Genomic DNA, 24,232 nt, shown 5'->3' on the forward strand with positions numbered 1-24,232 from the left:
CAACTCCACCAGGCTGCATTCTGCGCTCGGCTACTTGAGCCCCAACCAGTTCGACGAAAGAAACGCCGCGCCCCGGTCAAAGCGAGCCGCCTGAGTGGTCCAGCCCGAGGGGCGCACTCCAATTGCCCGACAAACTGATAGGAAAAATTGATGGACGGCTTTACAGCTAGCTTGTGGACCGCCGCTGTCGCAATCATCGCGGCTCCCTTCTGGCTAATCCCTCAAATTCCTCGCAAAGCTCATGTTGTCATACTGTTTTTGGGAGGTGGTGCCATCCTGATATCACTCTGCTTTTTCATGCTAGTGACCGGCTTCGCAGGCGGGGTTGAACAACAGCTGGAGATGACTACAGAGCAGCTAGGAAAAGCTGGGACAAATATAGAGCTTGTCCAAGTAGAAACCCTGGGCGGAGAACGAGGTTCTTTGGGGATTTGGGTGGCCGTGGCATACGTGATGGCCCTTCGCTTTTGGCACTGGCTAATGACAGCCGAACACCAATGATAGCCCGTAAATCACCGCGTATATCGATGGTGTAGCCACGGCCAGATATAGCACGAACTCGATAACAAGGTCGCCAAAGTCGCCAGATCCCCGGTGTCTGATAAACCATTTCCGGCCTCGATTAAGCATCACCACTACCCACATCAGGCACTCCACCGTCTAATCCCAGATGCTTCACGGCACTGGCCGCAGGGCGCATCCTGGCCCTAGCTCATCGACGCCAGGGGGCCTGATAGTTGTTCGCGTAGAGGGGCGTTCGCTCAAAACCCCGATCGCCGGGGTGCCGTGCCTTCTGGTCCGAGTCCGTCCAGCGGCCCCGCGGTGCAGAGTTGCGGCGGAAGAACACCCCTTTGCAGTCAAGCGTGAGCTGCCGGCTGGTCGAGCCTTCGGCAGCCCATGCGATCTTCTGCATCGCGCCGTTGAACAGCGACAGGGGAGAGCCGAGGGGCTGGCCGTTCTCGACGCCGCCCACCGCCTGCCCGTCCATCGCGAACATCTGCAGATAGACCGTCACCGTTCGATCGCGCACCCGATGCCGCGCGTCCAAGGCCAGGGCGATCATCTCCTGCGTTGCCGCAAGCTGGAATGTCAGCTTCTGCGCCGACACCTGGTAGCTGGTGCTGATCGGGCTGACACTGATGAGATCGCCCAGCCCCTGCCAGCGGTGGCCGGCTGCATCCAGATCACCAAAGCCTGTCCACCAGCACTTGGGCGCGTCGCGGAAGTCCATGAACACAAGCGCCGCCTGCCCGATGCGACCGCTTCGCAGCACCTCGTCGGGGATCGCCAGCAAATCGTCGCGCGCACTCATGTTGCCGCACCTCCTTCGCATACAGCCGAAGGATCAACCATGCTCGGCCTCGATCTGGACAACTCGCTGCAGCATCCGCTCGACATCAGGATCCTTGGAGATGTCAGCCTCAAAATGGTCGACCATCTCGAAAAACTGCGACGACAGCAACTTTCGAGTTGCGCGCATCGTCGCCCGCCACTCGTCCTCGCTTGCTCCATTTTCAACGGCCCGTAGAACCGCACGACAAAGCAATTCATCCTGCGCCTCGCTGACGGCCAGAACGGTCAGCGTGCGGGGGATGAGGTCATTCGACATGTTCATCATCTCCAAATGCAGCGACGATGGCCGTCAGATCTTGGACGGCTTGGGACAGTTCGCGCGTACAGGTTTCGAGTTGTCGATGCGGGTCAGCAAGGGGCTGGTGGCGTCTCGCATGGCTAAGGCCACGCCCCTCGCAACTGTGTCCAGCATCTGATCATCAGTCATCCGCGATGAATGTGGCAGGGCTTCCACAGGCGCCGACTTCCACCGTGCATCTTCTGGAGGTCGCGGGCGCGCTAGCGTCTCTTCGACGCGCTTCAGAAGCGCTTCCGCATCGGCCTTCACTTCTTCACGGGACCGCATCACCATGCCGCTCCATCAATAAAGGCTACTAGGCCGGGAGCACGCATCGCGAAGGACACGTCAAAGATCAGCCGCGTCGCGATCAGGTCCGTCTGGAACATACTGCGAGCTGGAGCTGCGACGGCATTAGGCGAACCAGCAATAGACAGCTGCGTCGGCGCCTCGTCGTCCATGTGAAGGACCGCCGACTTTGACGCCTCGATGTCCACCAGGCCGGAAGCAAAGGCAAACGCGTCCGGATCGATCGCGACCACGCGGCCAGCGGGCAGTCCCAGCGCAGGCCAGACCATATCGGCTAGCTCCGGTTTCCTGATCTTGATGGTTGCGGCCAATTCCGGCGTTGTCACGATCACCACCGTCTGCGCGCCGGCAGTAGTGACCGCGGCAGAGAGGGCAATAAGATCTCCCTCCATTGCAGCCAGACCTCCCCCGACCGTCGCGGGCAGGGGCGTTACACCGTCGAGCAGACCGGCGGGCGCAATGTCCGAAGCGGCAGTCGAGCCGAAGACTGCCACGTCCAGGGCATCGGCCGCATCCTCGCGCAACAGGCGTTCAAAGATCGGGGCTGCCGAGGTGCTGCGTGAAAACTCGCGCGAATGAACCGTCACGCCAGCGATCTTTTTAAGGGGACCAACCCTCGAGGCACTCAAAGCATAGGATTTGACCGGAATGGCCTCGCCCTCACCGACCCACGTCAGGGCTGCGCGGCCGGTGCGGTAAGGGATCGCCACCGATGCACGCGACGTCAGGCTGATCGGCAAGCCCCGTGCCATCAGTCGAGCCGCCGCCGACAGGGGGGCGAGGCCACCGATAAACGCGCCAACCGTCTCGCTGATCTGCGTTGCGTCTCCAGTGGTCAGAGGCCCGGTTGCACCACGCAGGAGGATCTCTTGTGTGATCCGATCGCCTGGGAAGGCTTTGGCTGCGAAGCCGGTAGCGTCGCCGCGCTGGTCTGAGCTTTTTGCCGCCGACATAAAGGCCGAATAAGCGGCCCGGGCAACTGAGTTTCTGATACTCACGTTCATGCTGATAGAACTCCATCTGTTTCAGCAAGAGTAGCGCGGCGGGGCCGAAAACCTCCGTTAGCTACTGGGCGAAACAAGGCGATCTGTCAGTCAGTTGGGAATGAACCGACGAATTCAGCCAGAGTGGCCAGAGAATACTGGATCTGGCCCGACGGGTTGCGCCGATAGGGAAGACGGCCTTCCTGCCGCCACATCGCCAGCGTCGAACGCGCCACCGCCAGAAGATCGGCTGCGCCGGCCTCGCCTATGTGGTCGTCGCCGGTCATGCGGATGCCGCGCTCCGTGCAAGCCGTTCGAAAGGCAGAGATGCGACGGATACCTGCGCTGGCGTCGATCGCTGGCCCGCTGCCGCACACGCCTGCCAGCATTGCCAAGCCTGCCGCCTGATACCGTTTAGCCAGATCCGTTGCCTGCGCAGACTGAGCCAGCAGCCGCGCCGCCTGCGCCAGCACCTCGGCCATATCAGGCCGTCGATCAGGGGCAGTCATTGCTTGCCCTCCAAAAATGCCCAGGGATCATCACCGTCACGCTCGGAAGGCAACGAGACACGCTGACGACTTGCAGGCGTGGCGCCCAAGCTAGACAGCGTAGAACGGTATTCCCGCACCAGTGCCCCGGTTGCTCCGTCTGCAGCCGCAATCATGCGTGCCCTCAAAATCGATGCAGATGTCAAAATGGCCCGATCCGAGAACTGCAGCCAAGGCAGCTCTGCTGCGAAGATCCGCCAGAACCGCTTCGCTTCCGCATCGAGATAGCACGGAGGATCGCCAACGGGTCCGCCGCCGCTTGGCTCCCTCCGGTCGCGGTAGCGGTCGGGATGCTTGCGGTCGGCGCCGGTCAGCTTAGCTTTCGCGAGGGGGGTCCTATGCCGTCCCATGGCAGCCTCCAGAAATTTCCAATTGGGGATGCGTGCGTGTGCTTTCGACGCGGGTCCCGGAAAGCGCACCCATGGATTTTGAGAAGCCGCCCCCCGTCATCGGTTCATCCTCCGCTGTGCAGCATGGAGCATGCGATGATGTCGCTGGCACAGCCACCTGACATCCATCGGCCTGTCATAGTCGTCGTGATGCCCATGAACGACTGCGCCGTCTTCTCCATGGATCGCTCCGCACATTTCCCAGGGACCGCGCATGGTCAGCCCAGCGCGCATCGCAGATGCCAGTGCCCGATGTGCCCACATTGCCTTTGGGTTATCCCTGTTCCAGCGGAGCTGATGAGAAAGATTCTCAGCCATTTGGGTAGCCTGAGCGCGGCCAGCTTCTAGCCGTTCCGTCATGTCCACGCCCTCGCATCACGCGGATCATCGCTTGCAAAGTAGTCTTCGAACGCGAGAACCACGGCAGCGCTGACGGCAGGCGATATGATGGGGGATACGCACTGACGCACTGACGATACTGACGGAACCTCTGCTGGCGCATCTGTTCGGTTGTGCACCAGGACCGGACTGACAGCCTGACGATACTGACAGAACCCACGCTCCCGTTGCTTTTCAACGCTTACGATCTTCACGCAGTTGGGTTTTGTCAGTTCTGTCAGTGTGTCAGTACACCACTCACCGGCCTTGGCCGCTTGAAGCCATCGGGTCATGCCTGAACCTCCAACACGATCGGGTTGACGGAGAACAGTCTCTTAGGGGCGCCGCCTTTAGGTCCGGAAGGAACCTCGACTGCGCGGACCAGATCAGCGCTTTCGAGTGCACGTATTGCGGGGTTGATTGTCTCCATGTCCAACAAGTGCGCCCGCTGTTTCCGCCGCACCTCGCGAGCGGTAAATGTCTTCCAGCCTTCTTGTTGGATCAGCGCCGCTAGCGCCCTGGCAGAACGCTGGGCAGGGCCGCCGACATGCTCGGCATAGGAGCGGCGGGCCATGGGCAGCAGGTAGCTCTCGACCAGATGCGCAGCACGCCCGAAGTGCTGCACCGTGATCTCGCTGGGCATATCAGCCTCACCGCTCGCCCAGTCCAACATCGCGATAACTAGCGACAACCGCGCTGCCAGTCCCGGCAGCTTGCCGATAAATGAAAGCAACAGCCCTTCAGCATCTCCCTCCCAGCGCCGGACTTCCAAGCGGAAGGCGTCGAGCATGTCCCGTGACGCTTCGGAGAAGGGGACGAACCACGGCCGCTGCACGCCATCCTCATCCGACGGCATCTCCAGCGACAGGAGGCGTCCGATAGCTGCGTCGATGAATGTCTCATCGTGGATAGCGTCAGGACGCTTCACAGGCGCAGGATGCGGCCACACAGGCGCAAACCGCGCCAACAGTCCGTCGTCATCTGACTTCAGCAACAGACTGCGCAGCTTGTCGGGCTGGATGCCACCGAGAACGCCTACTGCCAGCCGGTCCACATAGACCGGATCTCGCCCCATTCTCTCGACCGAGAAGGAGCGCCCGCCTTAAGCCTCCAGCCAGAATGGCCGGTCAGATCCGCCAGAGTAGCGCGACATACCCTGCAGCCATCCCGCCAGCTCGTCTCTTGCTAGTAGTGTCCCGCGCGGCTGCCCGGCCATAATGACTGCCAGCTTCTCGACCGTGGCATCTGAGACAGCCAGTCGAGGCATGACGGGCTCAGGGCCAGGATTAGCGGAAGCAGGTTTCGAAGGAGGTTCTTCCCCTGCTTTGATGGCTGCCTTGACCGCCTATTTCCAAGCACTCTCCGCAAGCTTGGCGACTTCGGCCTTGCCGCGCCACTCTTTCAACTCGCTTCGAGCGGCTTCACGCAACCCGCGTTCGACCCGCTTTAGCGGAACCAGCACAGCATCGATGGCGGGCGATTTGCCTGCCGAGGGGCTGCCGATCACTACGGACCAGATAACCGGCGGTTCAGCCCAGCCCTGCCATGGCGACACCCAGCGAGTGTTCCCAATGAGAGAACCACAAACTGACAGAACTGACGCAACGACGTAATCGGGCGGCGCGCCCTTGGCGATAGCTGCACCACGAAGCCAGGCAGCCCACTTCGGCAAGAACAGGTCGTCCAGCGCTAACACAGGGGGTTCCGGCAGATCGGTACGCAGAAGGCGCGTGTCGGCATCCGGCCATTCTGGCTTGAATGGGATAGGTTCGGGAATCGCGTTCATGTGCTTGCCCCGTTCATCTGCAGAATGTCGTTCCAGTCGCGCCCCTGTGGCGCGGGAAGCAGACTGACAGCCCAACCCAAGGCATCGGCACGCTCGGCCAGCTTGTTCGCTGTCGTCATGCCCGCAGGATCTCCGTCGCTGGCAATCGTCAGGCGTTGCGGACACTCGGGAAGGCGAAGGCCGGCAATGCCCGGTGCGGATAATGCCGCCCAATGCTGGCAACGCCGCGCAATAGGCCACTGGCAAGGCTCAAGGCCGTCTCGATGCCCTCTGCTACCACAAGGGGCCCGTCAGCCTGCACGAGGTGAACAGCGCCACCCATGGACGCGCCCTGCATGGCCTTGGCCGGATCCGCGTCTGCCTTGCCGCTTCCATCAGCGCGCAGATAGGTGCGATGGATTGCTGTCCGCGGCAGCCCCTCGATCAGGGCCACCATCGCCGGATACCGCTTTGCGGTGGGGTGCCAGCATTCCGGGTGAAAGCGCAGCGTTGATGGCAGCGGGCACGTGATACCCCGGCCGCGCAGATATCGCTCCGCAATCGTGCCGCCGATTGGCAGCGCCTCGTTCCACGTCGCCAACGCCTTGCGCTCGACCCGCTCGGCCTCCGCCCTTGCCTCGGCTTCCCGTCGGGCGACATCGGCGGCGCTGGGCGGCGTATAAGATCCACTGCCCTCCATAAGGCCGAGGCCGCGGAGAGCGCTCAGCACATCAAGGAAGTCGCAACCTGCTTTGCAGGACAACAGCAGACGGCCGTCGTGCCCGTCTCCGATCGTCAGTGACGGGCGCCTGTCACTGTGCGCTGGGCAACAGGCTAACCCATAGATGCGATGCCACTTGCCGCGAAGGGCGGCGGTCAGCGATTGTGCGTCGCTCATTTCGCCCTGCCTTTCAGCATTCCACCCACGGCAGGCGCGAAAGCCTCGGCCATCAGCTCGGGCAAGCTGCGCGCATAGACATACACAGGCTGGGCGGTCGGCCTACCCTGGATAGCCTGTGCAGCTTCCAGGGCCGCTTCTATCGTCGGGTGACTGCCATGCTTCGTGATGCCGCCACGGACCCTGAGAATGATATCGAAGCCGGAGGTGACGCCGGGATAGATGCGAACGTCAAAGATCTTGCGGGTCACTTGCTCATCTCCCAGTAGCTCAAGGGCGTTGCTTGGAAGCGGCGGTTGGCGTATAACGCATTCAAGAAGTTCGCCGCTTCGGATATTGCCCCGTTAGCCGTGCCAGCGGCTGCGGGGCTTACTGTTTTTATCTGCATGTTGAACCTCTCATGCCGCGCGGCGGGCAGCTTCCCACTGCTCGATCTCGTCGAGCTTCCAGCGGGTGCAGCCGGACGAAAGGGAAACAGGTTTAGGAAAGGTCGGATCGGCTTTCAGCCAGCGCCAAACGGTTGGGCGGGCAACGCCATAGCGTTCGGCAACCTGCTTGTCTGATATGAACATGATGCATCCTCTCATTACGGATGCAGTCAAGTTGAACGCGGCAGGCCGTATTTCCGTCTCGATTTAGTCTTTCAGCGAGCTTTCGCGCCGCGATCTGCTGCCTTTCGGATAGCATCGTCAGACAAGCCAAAGAACGCGCTGGCGAGTGCTGGATGTTGTTGTAAGGCGGCGTTACGGGCGGCTTTGCCGGTCAGGCCCTTCTGAAGTTGTTCATCCACAGCAGCGGCCAAAGCTCGATTTCGATCGTCTGTTTCGGATTTCCTCCCGCGGCGCTGGGCACTTTTAGACAGGAACTCGATGTCCGAGGGCTCCATCCTCGACCATAGCGCGCCCAGGAGAAAATCCGTCGCCTGCCAGACATAGATCTCGGCCATTTCCAGTTCGCCCTCGTCTAGCGCCTTGAGACCTTGCTGTGAGGAGCGACACGCTCCAAGCCAGTCGCGCCGGCCGGTGCGAAGATCGTCCAATGCCCGCCTTTCCCCTGCCTGATCGCCGACCCAGAACCCGGTGGCATCAACTGATTGAGCGGGTGCGGTCGCACGTGCGATTTTCTCCAGACGGCGCCGAATGCTGTCCGCATTCATCATCCAGCCCTCAAAAATTGCGCCCAATCCGCCATCATCTGTCGCCGCTTTTCGATTATGTCACCCCGCCGGTATGCGCGCTCCACCTCCGAGCCAACGTTGTGAGCCAGCGCGATCTCTGCCATGTCGCGGGGATAGTCCATCAACTCGCTCACCCAATCGCGGAACGTGCTGCGCAGCCCGTGAGGAACAGCAGGGCGGCGGGAGCGCTTATCACGCCATCCTGCGGCTGCAGCGTCCTTCCCTGCCTTCTTTGCTGCGCTTTCAGCGTCTGCCTGCATCCTTCGCATGACGGCGCTGATACTCATGTCCGACAGCGGCCCGCCACGCGGCGCCGCGAAGATGTAGGGCGATCCGGCCTGCCGCGGCATCGCCTGGGCAATGCGCAATGCCTGATCTGTCAGTGCGACGCGATGCTCGCGCTCGGCCTTCATCCGTGCCGCAGAGATGGTCCAGATTTTGCCGGCCTCGTCCACCTCGTCCCAAGTGGCGCCGCGGACCTCGCCCGATCGGCTGGCACAGAGCGTCAGAAACTCTAACGCTCGCGCTGCCGTACCCCCACGCGTCCGCAGCGCTTGGAACCACGCCGCCGCCTGATCCAGCGCCACGGCGGGATGATTGCCCTTCTCCGCGACCTTGCCAGGCTTTGGCAGCAGCGCATCAAGGTTGCCCCGCCAACGCGCCGGGTTGTCGCCCTTGCGGTATCCGGCAACCGTCGCCCATGACAGGACATTCTCCATCCGGCCGCGCAGCCTGGTCGCCGTCTCAGTCTTCGTCTGCCAGAGCGGCTGCAGCACGCGAAGCATGTCTTGGATGGTCAGGTCCGCGACCAGCAGCTCGCCAATCTCCGGTCCGGCATAGCTGCTGCTTGTGCTGGTCGTTCTTGAACTCGGTGAGCCTGCTTTCGAGGAAGCGGTCGGTTGCCTCGGCAAAGGTCAGGCTGCGCTTCTGAGAAGCCACCAGAGCCGCCCTGACGGCCTTTCGCTCCTCTATCGGGTCGATGCCCTGCCGGATCTTGTTCTTGGCCTCTCTGGCCATCTCCCGCGCCTGGGCTAGCGACACGTCAGGATAACCACCGAGGCCGATGTCGCGCCGCTTGGCGCCGATCGTCGTGCGGAATATCCAGCTGCGGGCGCCCGTCGGAATGATCTGCAAAAACAGCCCCGCTACACCGCCAACGGCGAACATGACATTGCGCCCCTGCCCCGGATGCTTCAGCCGCTTCACGTCGATGGCGGAGAGTTCTGCAGCCTTCTTCGGCATGTCGCACCCACATTCTACCCATCGAAAAGGATAGTAGATGGATGCGACAGGGTGCAACGTGGCTTTACAGTCAGCGGACATAACCCGCTGACGTTCCTTGACAGTTCTTACTGATGGCGACAGGCTGCGACCCGATGCAGGGGGCCACCTGTTCCGCCACACTCCGATGCAAGATCCGTCCAAGAACTCGATTGGGGCCTTCTTTCTTCTTATATTGCAAATGGGTGGGCCGCGCCATCCACCCTTTCGAGTCTTTGCGCTTGGCTCAGAATGGGTTTCCGAAGAACCGGCGTCTCTCTTGCGTTCACGGGCAGTTCACCCTCCACGCCGTTGACATAGACCTCGGCTGTGCTCCTGTGGGATGCAGTGGTTTGCTCTATCGCCAGTCCGGTCCCTTTTCATTTTCCACGGTCTGTTCGAGCCCTATATTCTGCGGGACCACGTAACCGATGATCCACGATCGACCAGCCTGCAATCAGCTTCCGGGCGACATTCGGGGTTAAGGCAATCACCCGGTGATTTGAATCACGCAGTTCGAAGCTTGGGAACCTAGTTACACCAGAAGCTGGGGCCTGTCCCTAGCTGGGCCCGCTCCGTAACTGGCATGGCGGTGATGGGTGGACGTGCCAATGCTGCTGCCTGACAGAGGCACCGATTCGCGTCCCACGACCGGACCTGGGTGCCGGTGTGCCCGCACCCGGTCCGAGGGGCCTAGGTTTATTCCTCTGCCCCATGAACTTCGACTTTGGCCACTCAGTCGCTGCCCTGCGCCAGCGACGCGGGCGAGACCATCTTCCGCTGCCACAGGAACAGCAGCGCCGCGACAGTCAGACCGACGATATCGGACAGAAGACCCACCGCGATCATCGACAGGGCGGCGCCGATCAGCACGATCCGCACCAGGCCGCTTGCCTGCCCGAAGTAGTAGCCGATGACCCCTGCAGACAGCAGGAACATCCCCAGAAGCGCGGTCAGCGTCGCGTGAACGATGTCCACGACTTCACCCTGCATCAGCAGTTCGTGCGATCCGAAGAACATGAAGGGTACGATGAAGGCGGCAAGGCCAAGCTTGAACGCTTCGACGCTGGTCTTCATCGGGTCCGACCCCGAGAGCGCCGCGCCGGCATAGGCCGCCAGCGCAACGGGGGGCGTGATCGCCGACATGACGGCATAGTAGAAGACGAAGAAATGCGCGACCAGCACCGGCACCCCCAACTGGATCAGGCCCGGCGCCACGACCGCCGCCGCCACCGCATAGGCCGCCGTCGTGGGCATCCCCATGCCCAGGATGATCGAGATGCACATCGCGAAGAACATCGCCAGGTACTGGTTCTGGTCAGCGATCGTCAGCAGCAGCGAGGAGAACCGCGCCCCCACTCCGGTCAGCGCGATGACGCCGACGATGACGCCCGCAGCCGCGCAGACCGCGACCAGCTGGATTGACATCCGGGCGCCCATGTCCAGCGCGCGGAAGATCTGACGCGGACCCATCTTGTAGGGAGTCAGCCAGCTGACCACGGCGGCCGAGGCCATGCCCATCGCACCCGCCCGAATGACCGAATAGCCCGCGAAAAGCGTATAGATCAGGATCACGATCGGCAGGAATAGATAGACCTGGCGCACAAGGGTGCCGAAACGCGGAAGCTCGGACCGGGGAAGGCCCTTCATGTCCAGCTTCAGCGCCTGCAGGTCGACCATGAAATAGACTGACACGAAATAGAGAAGCGCCGGGATGATCGCCGCGATGACGATGTCGGTGTAGGGGATGCCCGTCACCTCGGCCATGATGAAGGCGCCGGCGCCCATGATCGGCGGCAGGATCTGCCCTCCCGACGATGCCGTGGCCTCGATCGCGGCCGACGATTTGGGCGAGTAGCCGACCTTCTTCATCAGCGGAATGGTCAGCGAGCCGGTCGACACCACATTGCCCGCCGAGGTGCCGTTGATCATGCCCATCAGGCCGGATGCGAAGACCGCCACCTTGGCCGGGCCGCCCCGCGCCTGACCCGCGCAGGCGAAGGCGAAGTTCACGAAATAGTCGCCCACCCGCGAGGCCTGCAGGAAGGCCGCGAAGACGATGAACAGGATGATGTAGGTCGAGCTCACGGCGATCGGGTCGCCCAGCACGCCCTGATCGGTGAAGATATAGGTGAAGAACCGTGTTGGCGTATAGCCGCGATGGTTCAGGAAGCCGGGCAGCCACGGCCCGAGGAAGCTGTAGCCGATGAAGACCGCGACGATGATGACCAGCGCAAGGCCGGTGAGGCGGCGCGTCAGTTCAAGGATCAGGATGACGCCGGTCAGCGCGGCCCAGAAATCGCCCGGCTGCGCCATGCCGGTGCCCGCGCGCATCCGCAGCGCCCCCACGATGAACAGGATGTATCCCAGCACCGCGATGGAGGCCAGGCACAAGAGCAGGTCGGCCGGATAGATCCGCCCGCGGTTGCGCGAGGAGTAGCGCCAGCCGGCGACGATCGCCGCAATCGTGCCGATGGCCAGCGGCATGCCATAGGTGCGGAACCCGAAGGCTGGCGGCATGGCCACGCCTGCCAGCCACCACGCGCCCCAAGCATAGGCGATCACCGCAAAGCCATAGCCGATGCCGATCAGGGCCACGCCCAGCAGCACCGTCTGAACCGCGCCGCGACGCGAGGGGGCGTCTGAATCGCCGTCGCCCTGGGTCAGAGCGGAATAGGTCAGGAACCCGATCACCAAACCGCCGCAGACATGGATCATGCGATAGGCCCAGGTCTCGAGCGGATAGAGCACCATGACGATCAGGTGGAACAGCGTATAGGCGGCGCAGAGAATGGCGATCAGCGTTCCCGTCCCGGCGCGGGGATCGCGCTGGTTCGGGGCCATCGGCTCTTCATCGACGCCCTGCGCAATGACAGGGCCATGTGCGGCCACAAGTGCGGCATCAGCAGACATTGGACATCTCCGTAAGGCCGCGCCGCGCGGTCACATCCGGGGCGGCCGGTCCGATGATGGGTGGGTCCGGGGGCCTGCGGCGGCCCCCGGGGGCAGGATCAGGGCCGCAGTTCGGCCGGGATCTCGATGCCTTTTTCGTCGAAATACCGAACCGCGCCCGGGTGATAGGGCAGGAAGGTGTTCTTGTCGGCATTCTCGGGAAGGGTCTCGGCCGCCGATGCGTGGATCTGCATCATGCCTTCGTTGTTCTCCATCACCATCTTGGTGATCTCATAGGCCAGGCTCTCGGGCATGTCCTGATGGGCCACGGCAAAGTTCCACATGGCGACGGTGCCATGACCTTCGGGGAAGCCCTGGTACATGCCGCCCGGAACCTCGAAGGCCGACACTTCGGGCATCTCTTCCAGGATCTGCGCGCGCTGTTCCTCGGTGAAGCCGAAGATGTTGACCGGGTTTTCGGCCGCGATCTGCGCAAAAGCCGAAATCGGCACACCAGCCGCGAAGGCGAACGCGTCGATCAGGCCGTCCTTGACCTGGCCCGTCGCGTCGTTCGCGCCGGAATAGCTGATCTGGGGTTCGACGCCCAGAACCTCGAAGAAGCGCGGCCAATAGGTCGCGGCCGTGCCGCCAGCCGGTCCGACCGAGACGCGCTTGCCGTCCATGTCGGCGACGTTGGCGATGCCCGAGGATTCCAGCGCAACCGCCTCGAACGGGGTCTGGTACATCGGGAAGAGCGCCCGCAGCGACTTGTGCTCGACGCCCGGGGCCAGTTCGCTGTTGCCGGTCCAGGCCTCGTAAGCCGGTCCCATGGTCAGCAGGCCGATCTGGTGGTCGCCGGTCTCGACCAGGGTGGCGTTCTGCACCGGACCGCCGGTCACTTCGGCCGAGGCGTTCAGGTCCAGGTTCTGGCTGATCATCCCGGCTAGGCCCGTCCCATAGATGAAATAGGTGCCGCCCTGGCTGGCGGTGCCGATGGTCAGGCTGGACGGCCAGTCGGCACGGTCGTCCTGAGCCAGCGCGGGCGACAGGCCGAAGGCCGCGGCAGCCGCGATGGCGGCGGTCATGAAGCGCATGAAAATCCTCCCAGATTTGTCCAATGTGCCGCAGCGCCAGCAGGCCTGCGGCAGAATGAAGTGCCACCAACTAGAGCTTGCCATGCCGCCAGCGCAATGCCGTCATGCATCGCGCGCCTCAGAAAAAGTCGTTCCAAGCCGGCCTATGGGTGGATTCGGTAACATCGGCGGAACTGACGTGGGTGGAATTCCCCCCATCAGCCGTCGCCGTCTTCTCCTCCATCGACGTATTGCGACTTGTCGATCCGGTATTTCTGCATCTTCTCGTAAAGCGACTTCCGCGACAGCCCAAGCGATTCATAGACCGGCCTCAGCCGTCCACCATGCGCCGCCAGCGTCGCCACGATCACGTCGCGCTCGAACCCCGCCACCCGTTGCGCCAGCCGCATCTGATCGGGCGACCGGTCCTCGGCCGGTTGCAGGGCGATGCCAAGCGCGTGCCGATCGGCGGCGTTGCGCAACTCGCGGACATTGCCGGGCCAGGGACGCTCGGCGATCTCGGCCAGCAGTTGCGGGGGAACGGTCACCGAGGGGCGGCGATGGCGCGCCGCGGCTTCTTGCACCAGTTTGATGAACAGCAGCTGGATGTCCTCGCGCCGCGCGGACAGTGGGGGCACATGCAGTGTGACCACGTTCAGCCGATAGAGCAGATCCGCCCTGAATCGCCCCGCCGCGACCTCGTCCTCCAGGGGCTGGCGAGAGGTCGCCAGAAAACGCACGTCCAGCGCCCGATCCTCATTCGAGCCGAGGGGAGAGATCACCCGATCCTGCACCACACGCAGCAGCTTGCCCTGCACGTCCAGGGGCATCGAACCGATCTCGTCCAGCAGGATGGTGCCGCCGCGGGCATGTTCGAACTTGCCATAGCGGGGACGCAGCGCGCCGGGAAAGGCGCCGGCCTCGTGGCCGAACAGCTCGGATTCGATCAGTGCGGCAGGCAGCGCGGCGCAGTCGATGGCGATGAAGGGCTTGCGGGCGCGCGGCGACAGGTCGTGAAGGGCGCGGGCCACGACCTCCTTGCCGACGCCGGTTTCGCCCACGATCAGCACGTCGGCCTCGGTCGGGCCGATGGTGCGCAGCCGGCGGCGCAGGTCGATCATGACGTTGGAACGACCCACCAGCCGCGTTTCCAGATCGTCCGCCTGCCCCGCCGCCGCCCGCAGCACCCGGTTCTCCAGGACGACGCGGCGATAGTCCATGGCGCGGGCCGCGATTTCGGCCAGCTGCTGCCCGTCAAAGGGCTTTTCCACGAAGTCATAGGCGCCTTGACGCATTGCCCGCACGGCCAGCTGGATGTCCCCGTGTCCGGTGACGAGGATCACGGGGATGTCGACGTCGATTTCGTGGATGCGGCTCATCAGGGTCAGGCCATCGAGGCCCGGCATCCGGATGTCGGTCACGACGATCCCATCGAAGCCAAAGCCAACCCGGTCCAGGGCCGCTTGCGCGTCGCCCACGTCCTCGACCTCGAAGCCTTCCAGATCCAAGGCCTGCGCCGTGGACAGGCGCATGTCCGCCTCGTCATCGACCAGAACGACCCGCCCGGTCATCTCGCCCCCCCGCAGCGGGGAAGGTCCAGCCGGAACTCGGCGCCAGAAGGCCGTCGAACAAGTCGAAGTTCACCGCTGAAGTCCCTGACGATGTTGTAGGAAATCGACAGCCCCAGTCCAAGCCCGCTGCCGACGCCCTTGGTCGAGAAGAAAGGGTCGAAGATGCGATCCTCCAGTCCCGGCGGGATGCCCGGGCCGTTATCGGACACGATCAGCGTGATGCGGTCCGCCGTCGTCTCGGCCGTTACCGTGATGGCTGCGTTTGGCCTATCCTCCAGCGCATCCAACGCGTTCGCAAGCAGGTTGACGATCACCTGCTGCAGGCGCACGGCCCCTGCCCTGACAACCAGCGGGACCGGCGGAAGATCGAAGTTCAGCTCCACCTCGCGCTTGCCGATGCGCCAGGCAATCACCTCTCGCGCATCGCGCAGAACCTCGTGCAGGTCCACGTCCGACAGCTGCGCATTGGGCTTGCGGGCAAAGTTACGCAGGGTGCGGCCGATCTCGGTCATCCGGTCGGCCAAGGTCAGGATGCGGGCGATGTTGTCTCGCGCCTCGGGGACGCGCTGGCGGTCGATATAGGTCATCGCGTTGGCGGCGAAGTTGCGCACCGCGCCAAGGGGCTGGTTCAATTCGTGCGACAGGGTCGCGGACATCTGGCCCAGAGCCGCCAGCTTCGCGGACTGGACCAGGTGGCGCTGCGTGCGACGCAGTTCCGCCTCGGCCAGGCGGCGTTCAGCGACCTCTCCCTCCAGACGGGCATTCAGTTGCGCCAGTTCCAGCGTGCGGGCGGTGACACGCTCTTCCAGCTGGGCCTGCGCCTCGGCCTGGATCGACAGGCGCTCTCGCAGTCGGGCGCGGCGCTGCATCCAGGCCATCAGGGCCGCCAGCGTCGCGCCGACGATCAGCAGCCCGGCCGCCACCGACAACTGCGCCTGTCGCCGCGCGGGGGCGGTGTCCAGCAGAACCTGCACCGTCCAGTCAGCTTCGGGCATCGTCTCGGCGACCGAGACGAACTCTCGCCGCACGCCACCCAGGTCCAGGCGAAGCAGCGGATGACCTTCGACCGCGCCGGCTGGTCTCAGGGGCAGCGCCTGCAACGGCTGTCCGCCATAGCGGCGGGTCGCCGCGACCCGCGCCCGCGCAGCGGGCGTAAGCGACGCCAACGTACGGAAGTGCCAGTCCCTGCGGCTGGCCAGGAACACGATCCCCTCTCTGTCGGTGACGATCATCTCGTATTCCGCAGCGCGCCAGCTGTCCTCGATCTCGTCCATGTCGACCTTCAGCGCCAGCACGCCGACCACTCGGCCTCGGTCATGGACGGCCGCCCCAAAATAGTAGCCGCGCTTGCCCGAGGTCGTCCCCAAGGCGAAGAACCGCCCCGTTCCTCCTTCCAAAGCATCGCTGAAGTACGGCCTGTAATCAAAATCCTCGCCGATGAAGCTGAGCGGCTGGTCGAAGTTGCTGGCGGCGACGGTCACGCCGCTGCGGTCCATGATATAGGCATCCGACAGCCCCATCAGCGACGTCACGTGCCGAAGATAGAGGTTCGCCGCGGCGATCTGGGCGCGTCCCGCATCCGGTGCAAGCGCATCCCCAAGAACCGGCGTGCGCGCCATGAGGTCCGGCAGACGTTCGTATCGCGCCAGTTCTCCCCTCAGACCAGAGACGGCCAGTCGCAGGATGTTCTCACCTTGCGGAACCGTCGCGACGACCTGCCGTGCCGCCAGCCAAGCGCTGCCTTGCCAAAGGATCGCCCAGCTGAGAAGCGCCGCGAGAACCGCCACCACAATCCGCCGCCGCCCGGCGAAAACCGCCGAGTGCCCCAGAACCGTGCCAAAATGATCCGCCGCCTGCGCCACAAAGCGCCTCCACCCTGTCGATGCGGCATCATCCACAGGGATTGCCGATCGAGCAAGCCGCAGCCGCTGATCATTTCCATCGAAGGTTTCGACGTTGCGAAGCTGATCCCGTGCAGCCAGCATCCGGCCGCCGGTCGTATATGGCGGTTTCGGCAGCCTGCCGCCCGCCGGCAGGCTTTTTGCGAATAAAGTGGCAGATCTTGCCATGTGCTTTAGATCATCGGCGTTGAACGCAGCTTACCGGCGTGATCCATGTCGTCGGTACATCTTCCGTGAACCTCTCGGCATGCATCGCAGATTGGCGCAAAGCGCGGACGCACGACGCAAACTAGTCTGGGCTTTGCGTTTGTCGGGGGGCGGACAACTACTAATGCCAACCGGTCGGCGCCAAGAAGATCTGACAAGGATGACGTTGCATGACCCACATCCCCATCGACCCACCCCGGCCACCACGACCGCGCGCCATGGCCGAACACCGCATGTTCTGGATGGACATCCTGCGCGGAGCAGCCATTCTTGCCGTCATCGCCTATCATTCGGTCTCGATCCCCGAAAGCTATGGCTTCACCCCGAATGACACCTGGCGCCAGCTGAACGAGACGTTGCAGCTGTTCCGGATGCCCCTGCTGGTCTTCCTGTCCGGAATGCTGCTGACGCGGTCGCTGGCCAAGCCGGTGCAGCAGTACCTCGGCGGCAAGCTGCGCGGCATCCTGTGGCCGTTCCTCGTCTGGTCGACGATCTATATCGCCGTTTCAGGGCGCGAGTTCATGGACCCCAGCGACCTGCAGCAGGTCTATACCGGCGGCAGCCACCTATGGTTCCTGGGTTTCATCTTCGTCTATTACCTTGCCGCCAAGCCGCTTGAGGCGTTTGACCCGCTTCTGGTTGCAGCGGCGGCCTTCGGCGTCGCGCTGCTGTCGCCGGATGGCGCCAAGTATTCCGAGCGGGTCTTCTACCTGATGGCTCTGTTCTTCCTTGGCGCCGCAACGTCGCGCCATGCCGGCACAACGGCGCGGATGCTGCGATCCGACCGGGTCTGGTGGCTGGCGCCGATCGTTGCAGTGGCGGCAATGGCCAGCGTGCGCTTCGACCTCGACTTCGGGCCCTACTGGGTCGCGATTTCGCTCTGCGGCATGCTGTTCTTTTCCGCCGTCGCGCTAAGGCTGGAGCGGACAACGCTTGCCGGCCCGCTGATCTGGATCGGGCAACGGTCCATCGTCTTCTATGTCAGCCATGCCATCTTCATGATCCTGATCGCCAGAATCGCGGGAAAGGCAGGCGTGACGAGTTATGCGGCACCGGCAGTCGCCTCGATCGTCATCAGCCTCGCGGGCGGCTGGTTCCTGGCCTTGGGGATGGCCCGCTGGCCGGCAATAGCGGCACTGTTCGATGCCCCGATACCGAAGCCGACGACGCGGCCGCAGGACGCTGCCTGACGATCGAGAGGCTGCAAGGGTTTGGTGTGGCCGGGTGCCTGCGGCCTTTCCACCGGGCGCTTGGATCATCGTCGTGCTGCAAGCTGTTCCTGCCGATGTCGTCATGCTCTTCGCATCCGGGTACGCGCTGCGGGCGCGGCCCGGGATAGACCCGCTTGCGGTTGGCACAACGCCGAATGCTTGTGGCAGCACTTAAGCGCCCGGACCCGCACTGTCTCCATCAGCGCGAAGCAGCGGATGATGCGCCCTTGGCAGGGGGGCGAAGCATTGACGGGATCAAAATGGTGTCCGGCCTGACGCCGAAGTTGGCGGCGCTTTCTCTGCCGGGGGAGTGCGACCGTCCCCGCCGGCCGGAAAGAAAGTCGGCCAACGCCGGGTGGTCAAGCGGGCAAGGCCAGTGAACGGCCCTTGTCCGCTGTCCATCTTGCGGTGATGTTCGACGCGAGACATCCGCGTCGGGCCTGTGAAGGAGATGGCGGCCGGTTCAGGCCCGGCCGCCGCGCATGTCGAGGGTCAGATCGACTTCGGTTTGACCTCGGGCAGCTCGATGTTGATCTCCAGGCTCGACATCTGGTCGCCGCGTTCCATGCGGACGTCGACGTCCGTCTCACCGATCTCGACATACTTGCGGATCGCGGCGACGATGTCGCGTTGGAGCATCGGCAGATAATCGGCTTCCTTGGCCCCCCCGCTGCGTTCGTGGGCCAGCAGGATCTGCAGTCGGTCCTTGGCCGTCTGTGCGGATTTGGGCGGGCGCGGCTTGCGGGCGAAGCTGAACAGGTTCATGACGCACGCCCGAACAGCCGCTGGAACAGGCCGGGCCGGCGTTCACCGGCAATGCGCATCTCGATCTGGCTGCCGGTCAGGCGGGCGACCGCGTCCTCATAGGCCTGCGCCGCGGCCGAGGGCCCGTCGAGGACCACGGGCGTGCCGACGTTCGAGGCCTTCAGGATGGCCTTGCTTTCAGGGATGATGCCCAGAAGCGGAACCGCCAGGATCTCCAGCACGTCCTCGACCGTCATCATCTCGCCGCTGTCGATGCGGGTCTGGTCGTGACGGGTCAGCAGGACCTGCGCCTTGATCGGCTCGGCACCCTCGGTCTCGGCGCGCCGGGTCTGGCTGCTCAGCAGGCCCAGCACCCGGTCACTGTCGCGCACCGACGACACCTCGGGGTTTGTGACGACCACGGCCTCGTCCGCGAAGTACATCGCCATCTGCGCGCCACGCTCGATCCCGGCGGGGCTGTCGCAGACGATGTAATCGAACTCGGTCTTCAGCTCGGTCAGGATCTGCTCGACACCCTCCTTGGTCAGCGCGTCCTTGTCGCGCGTCTGAGAGGTGGGCAGGATCGACAGCGTGTCCAGACGCTTGTCCTTGATCAGCGCCTGCTTCAGCTTGGCGTCGCCCTGGATGACGTTGATGAAGTCGAAGACCACGCGGCGTTCGCAGCCCATGATCATGTCCAGATTGCGCAGGCCGACGTCGAAGTCGATGACCACGGTCCTGAAGCCCTGCTTGGCCAGACCGGCCGAGATCGCCGCGGCCGAGGTGGTCTTGCCGACGCCCCCCTTGCCCGAGGTGATCACGATGACCCGCCCGAGCGGCGGATTTCCCTTGGCGTCTTTCGTCATGCGATCACCTCCATGCGAAGTTTCTCGTCCTCCAGATAAATATGGGTGCAGCGGTTGCGGGCCGCCTCCTCGATGGCTTCGCTGGTCTGATAGAGACCGGCGATCGCCACCAGTTCGGCGTTCAGGCTCTGGCAGAAGATATGCGCGTCCTCGTCGCCATGGGCGCCGGCCATGGCACGGCCACGCAGTGTGCCATAGACGTGGATGTTGCCGGCCGCCACCAGTTCCGCCCCCGAGGCGACCGATCCGATGACGGTCAGGTCGCCGTTCTCTGCCACGATCATCTGCCCCGACCGCACGGTCGAGCGGATGACCTTGTTCTGGACCGGGCGCGGCTTTTCGGCTGCACGGGACGGCCCGGCGGCGCGGGGCATCGGTGCGTCACGGCCGGTGCTGACGGCGATCAGCCCCAAGGACTGCAGCGCGTCGGGGCCCAAACCCGCGGCGTTCTGCACGCCGAAGACCCGAAGCTCTCTCTGCCTGAGGTTTTCGACCAGGTCGCGCAGCGGGGCCAGGTCGCCCGGCTGCGACGCATTGCCCAGGTCCAGGACGACGGGCGCGCCCGAAAAGAACTGCGGCGTCTTGCTCAGCTGATCGTCGAGCTGCGCATAGAGACGGCCACCCAAGGCCTGCGGGTCGACGCGCAGGGCAAGCACGGTCAGGAAGCGGCCGCGCACCTGAAGGGCGGCGACCCTGGCCGGCATCGGATCATCCGGGGTCCGGGCGTATCGGTCTGACACGTCGAAACTGCTCCTGCTCTCGGCGGCTCGCGACTCGGGCGTCGGACCGCTCTTGTTGAATGACCCTCTTCCACGATCCGGCCGCAGAAGAAAGGGGGCTGTGCCTGTTCAGCAGGAACCTGCCAACTTGTGAAGGGGCAAAACGCGCAATCTGCGCAGTCTGAATGCGCTCTGCCCGGCGCGGTCTCGCCGGGCCATCCGCGCGCCAGACGGGAACACCTCGCGGAATGCCGGGTTAGGGATCGACCGGACAGGTCCAGGCGGGGCGAGATCCGGGGCGCTGATGGGCAGGAGGGTCGAATGACCAAGAAATTCGCAGCAGGTCTTGCATTGGGCATCGCTGGCACGGTGCTGGTGGCAATCGCCGTGTGGCTGACCATCGCCTATACTGGCACCTACAACGTCGCCGCGTCCGATCCGCATTCCGATGCCGTGCGCTGGACCCTGGCGACGACGATGCGCCAGTCGGTCACGCGACGGTCAAGCGAGGTGCAGCTTCCCGACGAATTCTCGGAAGATCTCGTGGCGGAAGGCGCAGGGCACTATTCCGAAAGCTGCGCCTATTGCCATGGCGCACCGGGGCAGGATCCGACCGACTGGTCACGCGGCATGCGCCCCGAGCCCCCGCATCTGATGCACGCCGCCGAGGAATGGCGCCCCCAGGACATCTACTGGATCATCCAGAACGGCATCAAGATGAGCGGCATGCCCGCCTTCGGCGGCCATCACGAACCATCTGAAATCGCCGCCCTGACCGCCTTCGTCAACCGTCTGCCGGGGATGACCGCCGACGATTACCGCGCCCTGACCGCCGATCCGACGCCTGCGCCGTTTGCGAACTGAGGAGAGCCGCCCATGTCCTACATCCGCTTCGGACTGATGATCCTGACCTCGACGGTGGTGATGTTCGGCCTGATGTATCTGAACACCTACGCGTGGGAGCATGTCTTCTTCTCGGAAACGCGGACCTACATGGCGATCATGATGGGCGCGACGATGGCGGTCATCATGCTGGCCTTCATGCTGGGGATGTATTCAAACAAGAAACTGAACATCGCGATCTTCGCCGGGGCGGTCATTGTCTTCGCGCTGTCGCTGTGGCTGGTGCGCAGCCAGGTCACGGTTTCGGGGATCAGCTACATGCGGGCGATGATCCCGCACCATTCCATCGCGATCATGACGTCCGAGAGGGCGCAGATCCGCGACCCCCGCGTCGCCAAGCTGGCCGAGGAGATCATCGCCGCGCAGCGCCGCGAGATCGCCGAGATGCGGTATCTGATCGCCCATGCCGGCGATGCAAACGCCCCCGAGACGATCTATCAAGACCCCCCGGCACGCGAGGGCACGATCCAGGATGCGCTGACCAGTACGCTGCGCGCCAGGCTGGACCCGTCGCCGATGGCCCCGGCCGAGGCCGACCGCCTTCTGCCGCCCGGCCCCCGATGCGTCTTCAACCGCAGCCCCGAAACCGACCCCGTCCTGTGGGTCGCGGCCGATGGCAGCCGCGGCGCCATGAAGCTGAACGGCGTTCTGGTGCAGCTGAACTCGGCGGCGGGTGACGACACGCTGACGGCCCAGGGGGCGACAATGACCGTAAGGCCCCTTGGGGACGAGGCCGACTGGCGGTCCGACGCCGAGTTGGTCTTCACCTTGGACGACGGCCCGACCGTCGGATACCGCGGATTCTATTCCTGCGACGCCGCTTGAGGGTGGATGAGATGAAGGACAGCAATAACATGGCGAAGGATCAGGGCAAGACGGCGACGCTCTATCGCATGGTGATGCCGGACCACATCTGCCCCTATGGGTTGAAGTCCAAGGACCTGCTGGAACGGCAGGGTTTCACCGTGGACGACAACTACCTGAAGACCCGCGACGCGACCGACGCCTTCAAGGAAAAGCACGGCGTCAAGACCACGCCGCAGACCTTCATCGCGGGCGACCGGATCGGGGGCTATGACGACCTGCGCAGGCATTTCGGCAAGACCGTCAGGTCCAAGGACGAAACCAGCTATCGCCCCGTCATCGCCATCTTCTCGATGGCGTTCCTGATGGCGCTTGCGGTCAGCTGGTTCACCTTCGGGACCATCTTCACCATCCGTGCGCTGGAATGGTTCATCGCCATCAGCATGTGCATCCTGGCCATCCAGAAGCTGCAGGATGTCGAGAGTTTCTCGACCATGTTCCTGAATTATGACCTGCTGGCCCGGCGGTGGGTCAGGTACGGCTATGTCTATCCCTTCGGCGAGGCGCTGGCCGGGATCCTGATGATCGCCGGGACGCTGATCTGGATCGCCGCCCCCGTCGCGCTGTTCATCGGAACGGTGGGCGCGGTGTCGGTCTTCAAGGCGGTCTATATCGACAAGCGGGAACTGAAATGCGCCTGCGTGGGCGGGTCCAGCAACGTACCCCTGGGCTTCGTGTCGCTGACCGAGAACGTGATGATGATCGTGATGGCGATCTGGATGCCGATCAGGTTGGCGGGGTTCGGCTGATCCGGCCGGTACGCTGACGGCGAACCGTGGCCGGTTCGCCGTGCGCGGCCTTGCGAAGGCGCAGCGATGTCCTGACACACGGACACAGCTGAACGGGTCCGTGATAAGGCCCGACTTCGGCCTGCGCCGGGTGTCGGGCCCTCCCCTTCGATCAGGCGGCGTAGCGAAGCGCCATCGAGGTCAGCGGAAGCGGGCGCAGGCGGTCGGCCTGTCCTGCGGTGCCAAAGGCCTCGAAGCGGTCTCGGCAGACCTGGGACATCATCTCCATCGCGGGCTTCAGATACTTGCGCGGGTCGAACTCGGATGGGTCCTTGACCAGTGTGCGGCGGATCGCGGCCGTCATCGCCAGCCGGTTGTCGGTGTCAATGTTGACCTTGCGCACGCCGTGCTTGATGCCGCGCTGGATCTCCTCGACCGGGACGCCCCAGGTCGGGCGGATGTCGCCGCCATGGCTGTTGATGATCGCCTGCAGATCCTCGGGGACCGAGGACGATCCGTGCATCACCAGATGCGTATTGGGCAGGCGGCGGTGAATCTCTTCGATGACGTGCATGGCCAGGATCTGGCCGTCGGGCTTGCGCGTGAACTTGTAGGCGCCGTGGCTGGTGCCCATCGCGATGGCCAGCGCGTCGACGCCGGTGTCGGCGACGAAGCGCACCGCCTCGTCCGGGTCGGTCAGCAGCTGATGTTCGGCAAGTTTGCCTTCCGCGCCGTGGCCGTCCTCCTGATCGCCCATGCCGGTTTCCAGGCTACCCAGAACGCCCAGCTCACCCTCGACCGAAACACCGCAGGCATGGGCCATCTGCGTCACGCGGCGGGTGATGTCGACGTTATAGTCGTAATCCGCCGGCGTCTTGCCGTCGGCCTTCAGGCTGCCGTCCATCATCACGCTGGTAAAGCCGTTCTGGATCGCGGTGGCGCAGGTCTCCAGCCCGTTGCCGTGGTCCAGGTGCATGCAGATCGGGATGTCGGGAAAGGCGCGCGACAGCCCTTCGATCAGACCGGCCAGCACCAGGTCGTTGGCATAGCTGCGCGCGCCCCGGCTGGCCTGCAGGATGACCGGCGAACGCGTGTCCTGTGCGGCCTTCATGACCGACAGGCCCTGCTCCATGTTGTTGATGTTGAAGGCGGGCACGGCATAGCCATGCTCGGCCGCGTGGTCCAGCAGCTGGCGCAGGGTGATCATGGCCATCGG

At 63.9% G+C, this 24,232-nt stretch carries 25 protein-coding genes and 1 pseudogene; 6 read left to right on the top strand and 20 right to left on the bottom strand.

The features are described from left to right. Positions 1-150: 150 nt before the first annotated feature. A complete protein-coding gene (locus tag OC184_RS10685) occupies positions 151-501 on the top strand; it encodes a hypothetical protein (RefSeq protein ID WP_265507187.1) in 351 nt (116 codons plus the stop codon). A 211-nt stretch (positions 502-712) separates the two neighbouring features. Here the strand turns inward: OC184_RS10685 and OC184_RS10690 are convergent, their stop codons facing one another. Further along, on the bottom strand, positions 713-1,312 hold the full coding sequence (locus tag OC184_RS10690; protein ID WP_265507188.1) for a hypothetical protein: 600 nt from the start codon (positions 1,310-1,312) through the stop codon (positions 713-715). A gap of 33 nt (positions 1,313-1,345) precedes the next feature. Further along, complete coding sequence (locus tag OC184_RS10695) at positions 1,346-1,609, bottom strand: hypothetical protein (protein WP_265507189.1); 264 nt, start codon at positions 1,607-1,609, stop codon at positions 1,346-1,348. On the opposite strand from OC184_RS10695, the gene OC184_RS10700 reads away from it, so the two are divergent. Continuing rightward, entirely contained in the window at positions 1,608-1,769 is a 162-nt protein-coding gene (locus OC184_RS10700) for a hypothetical protein (protein WP_265507190.1), read from the top strand. The genes OC184_RS10695 and OC184_RS10700 overlap by 2 nt on opposite strands. 148 nt (positions 1,770-1,917) lie before the next feature. On the opposite strand, the gene OC184_RS10705 is transcribed toward OC184_RS10700, so the two are convergent. The 14 genes and pseudogenes from OC184_RS10705 to OC184_RS10765 all read right to left on the bottom strand — a co-directional run bounded on the left by OC184_RS10705 (position 1,918) and on the right by OC184_RS10765 (position 16,942). Further along, positions 1,918-2,943, bottom strand: a complete 1,026-nt coding sequence (locus OC184_RS10705; RefSeq protein ID WP_265507191.1) for a phage major capsid family protein — start codon at positions 2,941-2,943, stop codon at positions 1,918-1,920. An 86-nt stretch (positions 2,944-3,029) separates the two neighbouring features. Then, positions 3,030-3,404: a MerR family transcriptional regulator gene (locus OC184_RS10710; RefSeq protein WP_265507192.1), complete on the bottom strand. Its 375-nt coding sequence runs from the start codon at positions 3,402-3,404 to the stop codon at positions 3,030-3,032. A gap of 1,122 nt (positions 3,405-4,526) precedes the next feature. Next, positions 4,527-6,023 (bottom strand): annotated as a pseudogene (locus tag OC184_RS10715) (YfjI family protein). After that, positions 6,020-6,256, bottom strand: coding sequence for a toprim domain-containing protein (locus tag OC184_RS10720; RefSeq protein WP_322630203.1), 237 nt, complete (start codon positions 6,254-6,256; stop codon positions 6,020-6,022). The pseudogene OC184_RS10715 and the gene OC184_RS10720 overlap by 4 nt, the downstream one beginning before the upstream one ends. Beyond that, positions 6,172-6,900 (bottom strand): DUF7146 domain-containing protein, encoded by a 729-nt coding sequence (locus tag OC184_RS10725; RefSeq protein WP_265507193.1) that lies wholly within the window; start codon positions 6,898-6,900, stop codon positions 6,172-6,174. The genes OC184_RS10720 and OC184_RS10725 overlap by 85 nt, the downstream gene beginning before the upstream one ends. After that, on the bottom strand, positions 6,897-7,151 hold the full coding sequence (locus tag OC184_RS10730) for a hypothetical protein (RefSeq protein ID WP_265507194.1): 255 nt from the start codon (positions 7,149-7,151) through the stop codon (positions 6,897-6,899). The genes OC184_RS10725 and OC184_RS10730 overlap by 4 nt, the downstream gene beginning before the upstream one ends. Before the next feature lie 147 nt (positions 7,152-7,298). After that, positions 7,299-7,472, bottom strand: a complete 174-nt coding sequence (locus tag OC184_RS10735) for a helix-turn-helix transcriptional regulator (RefSeq protein ID WP_265507195.1) — start codon at positions 7,470-7,472, stop codon at positions 7,299-7,301. A gap of 71 nt (positions 7,473-7,543) precedes the next feature. Further along, complete coding sequence (locus OC184_RS10740; RefSeq protein WP_265507196.1) at positions 7,544-8,083, bottom strand: hypothetical protein; 540 nt, start codon at positions 8,081-8,083, stop codon at positions 7,544-7,546. Beyond that, entirely contained in the window at positions 8,056-8,901 is an 846-nt protein-coding gene (locus tag OC184_RS10745; RefSeq protein ID WP_378926951.1) for a tyrosine-type recombinase/integrase, read from the bottom strand. Before OC184_RS10745 ends, OC184_RS10740 begins: the two co-directional genes overlap by 28 nt. Further along, entirely contained in the window at positions 8,822-9,319 is a 498-nt protein-coding gene (locus OC184_RS20410) for an Arm DNA-binding domain-containing protein (protein WP_322630201.1), read from the bottom strand. The genes OC184_RS10745 and OC184_RS20410 overlap by 80 nt, the downstream gene beginning before the upstream one ends. 753 nt (positions 9,320-10,072) lie before the next feature. After that, the gene (locus tag OC184_RS10750; RefSeq protein WP_265507197.1) at positions 10,073-12,250 is read right to left on the bottom strand and encodes a TRAP transporter permease; all 2,178 of its coding nucleotides are present in this window, start codon (positions 12,248-12,250) and stop codon (positions 10,073-10,075) included. Between the two features lie 98 nt (positions 12,251-12,348). After that, positions 12,349-13,323 (bottom strand): TAXI family TRAP transporter solute-binding subunit, encoded by a 975-nt coding sequence (locus OC184_RS10755; protein WP_265507198.1) that lies wholly within the window; start codon positions 13,321-13,323, stop codon positions 12,349-12,351. 197 nt (positions 13,324-13,520) lie between these two features. Next, on the bottom strand, positions 13,521-14,873 hold the full coding sequence (locus OC184_RS10760) for a sigma-54-dependent transcriptional regulator (RefSeq protein WP_265507199.1): 1,353 nt from the start codon (positions 14,871-14,873) through the stop codon (positions 13,521-13,523). After that, entirely contained in the window at positions 14,870-16,942 is a 2,073-nt protein-coding gene (locus OC184_RS10765; protein WP_265507200.1) for a sensor histidine kinase, read from the bottom strand. Before OC184_RS10765 ends, OC184_RS10760 begins: the two co-directional genes overlap by 4 nt. A 209-nt stretch (positions 16,943-17,151) precedes the next feature. Here OC184_RS10765 and OC184_RS10770 point away from each other — a divergent pair, with 209 nt between their 5' ends. Next, a complete protein-coding gene (locus tag OC184_RS10770) occupies positions 17,152-18,171 on the top strand; it encodes an acyltransferase (protein WP_265507201.1) in 1,020 nt (339 codons plus the stop codon). Between the two features lie 513 nt (positions 18,172-18,684). Here the strand turns inward: OC184_RS10770 and minE are convergent. From minE to minC, 3 genes are read right to left on the bottom strand one after another with little or no spacing between them, the layout of a single operon-like run. Then, positions 18,685-18,957, bottom strand: a complete 273-nt coding sequence (gene minE, locus OC184_RS10775) for a cell division topological specificity factor MinE (RefSeq protein ID WP_265507202.1) — start codon at positions 18,955-18,957, stop codon at positions 18,685-18,687. Further along, a complete protein-coding gene (minD, locus tag OC184_RS10780) occupies positions 18,954-19,802 on the bottom strand; it encodes a septum site-determining protein MinD (protein WP_265507203.1) in 849 nt (282 codons plus the stop codon). The genes minE and minD overlap by 4 nt, the downstream gene beginning before the upstream one ends. Next, positions 19,799-20,506, bottom strand: coding sequence for a septum site-determining protein MinC (gene minC / locus OC184_RS10785; protein WP_265507204.1), 708 nt, complete (start codon positions 20,504-20,506; stop codon positions 19,799-19,801). Before minC ends, minD begins: the two co-directional genes overlap by 4 nt. Before the next feature lie 336 nt (positions 20,507-20,842). Between minC and OC184_RS10790 the strand changes: the two genes are divergently transcribed. The 3 genes from OC184_RS10790 to OC184_RS10800 are packed head-to-tail and all read left to right on the top strand — an operon-like array spanning position 20,843 to position 23,037. Next, complete coding sequence (locus OC184_RS10790; protein WP_265507205.1) at positions 20,843-21,385, top strand: c-type cytochrome; 543 nt, start codon at positions 20,843-20,845, stop codon at positions 21,383-21,385. 12 nt (positions 21,386-21,397) lie between these two features. Further along, entirely contained in the window at positions 21,398-22,249 is an 852-nt protein-coding gene (locus tag OC184_RS10795; protein ID WP_265507206.1) for a DUF305 domain-containing protein, read from the top strand. 11 nt (positions 22,250-22,260) lie between these two features. Continuing rightward, positions 22,261-23,037: a MauE/DoxX family redox-associated membrane protein gene (locus OC184_RS10800; RefSeq protein WP_378926941.1), complete on the top strand. Its 777-nt coding sequence runs from the start codon at positions 22,261-22,263 to the stop codon at positions 23,035-23,037. 151 nt (positions 23,038-23,188) lie between these two features. Here the strand turns inward: OC184_RS10800 and fba are convergent, their stop codons facing one another. Continuing rightward, a complete protein-coding gene (gene fba, locus OC184_RS10805) occupies positions 23,189-24,229 on the bottom strand; it encodes a class II fructose-bisphosphate aldolase (protein WP_265507207.1) in 1,041 nt (346 codons plus the stop codon). Positions 24,230-24,232: the final 3 nt, after the last annotated feature.

It is taken from the genome of Paracoccus rhizosphaerae, from assembly GCF_026162645.1.
Taxonomy (GTDB): domain Bacteria; phylum Pseudomonadota; class Alphaproteobacteria; order Rhodobacterales; family Rhodobacteraceae; genus Paracoccus; species Paracoccus rhizosphaerae.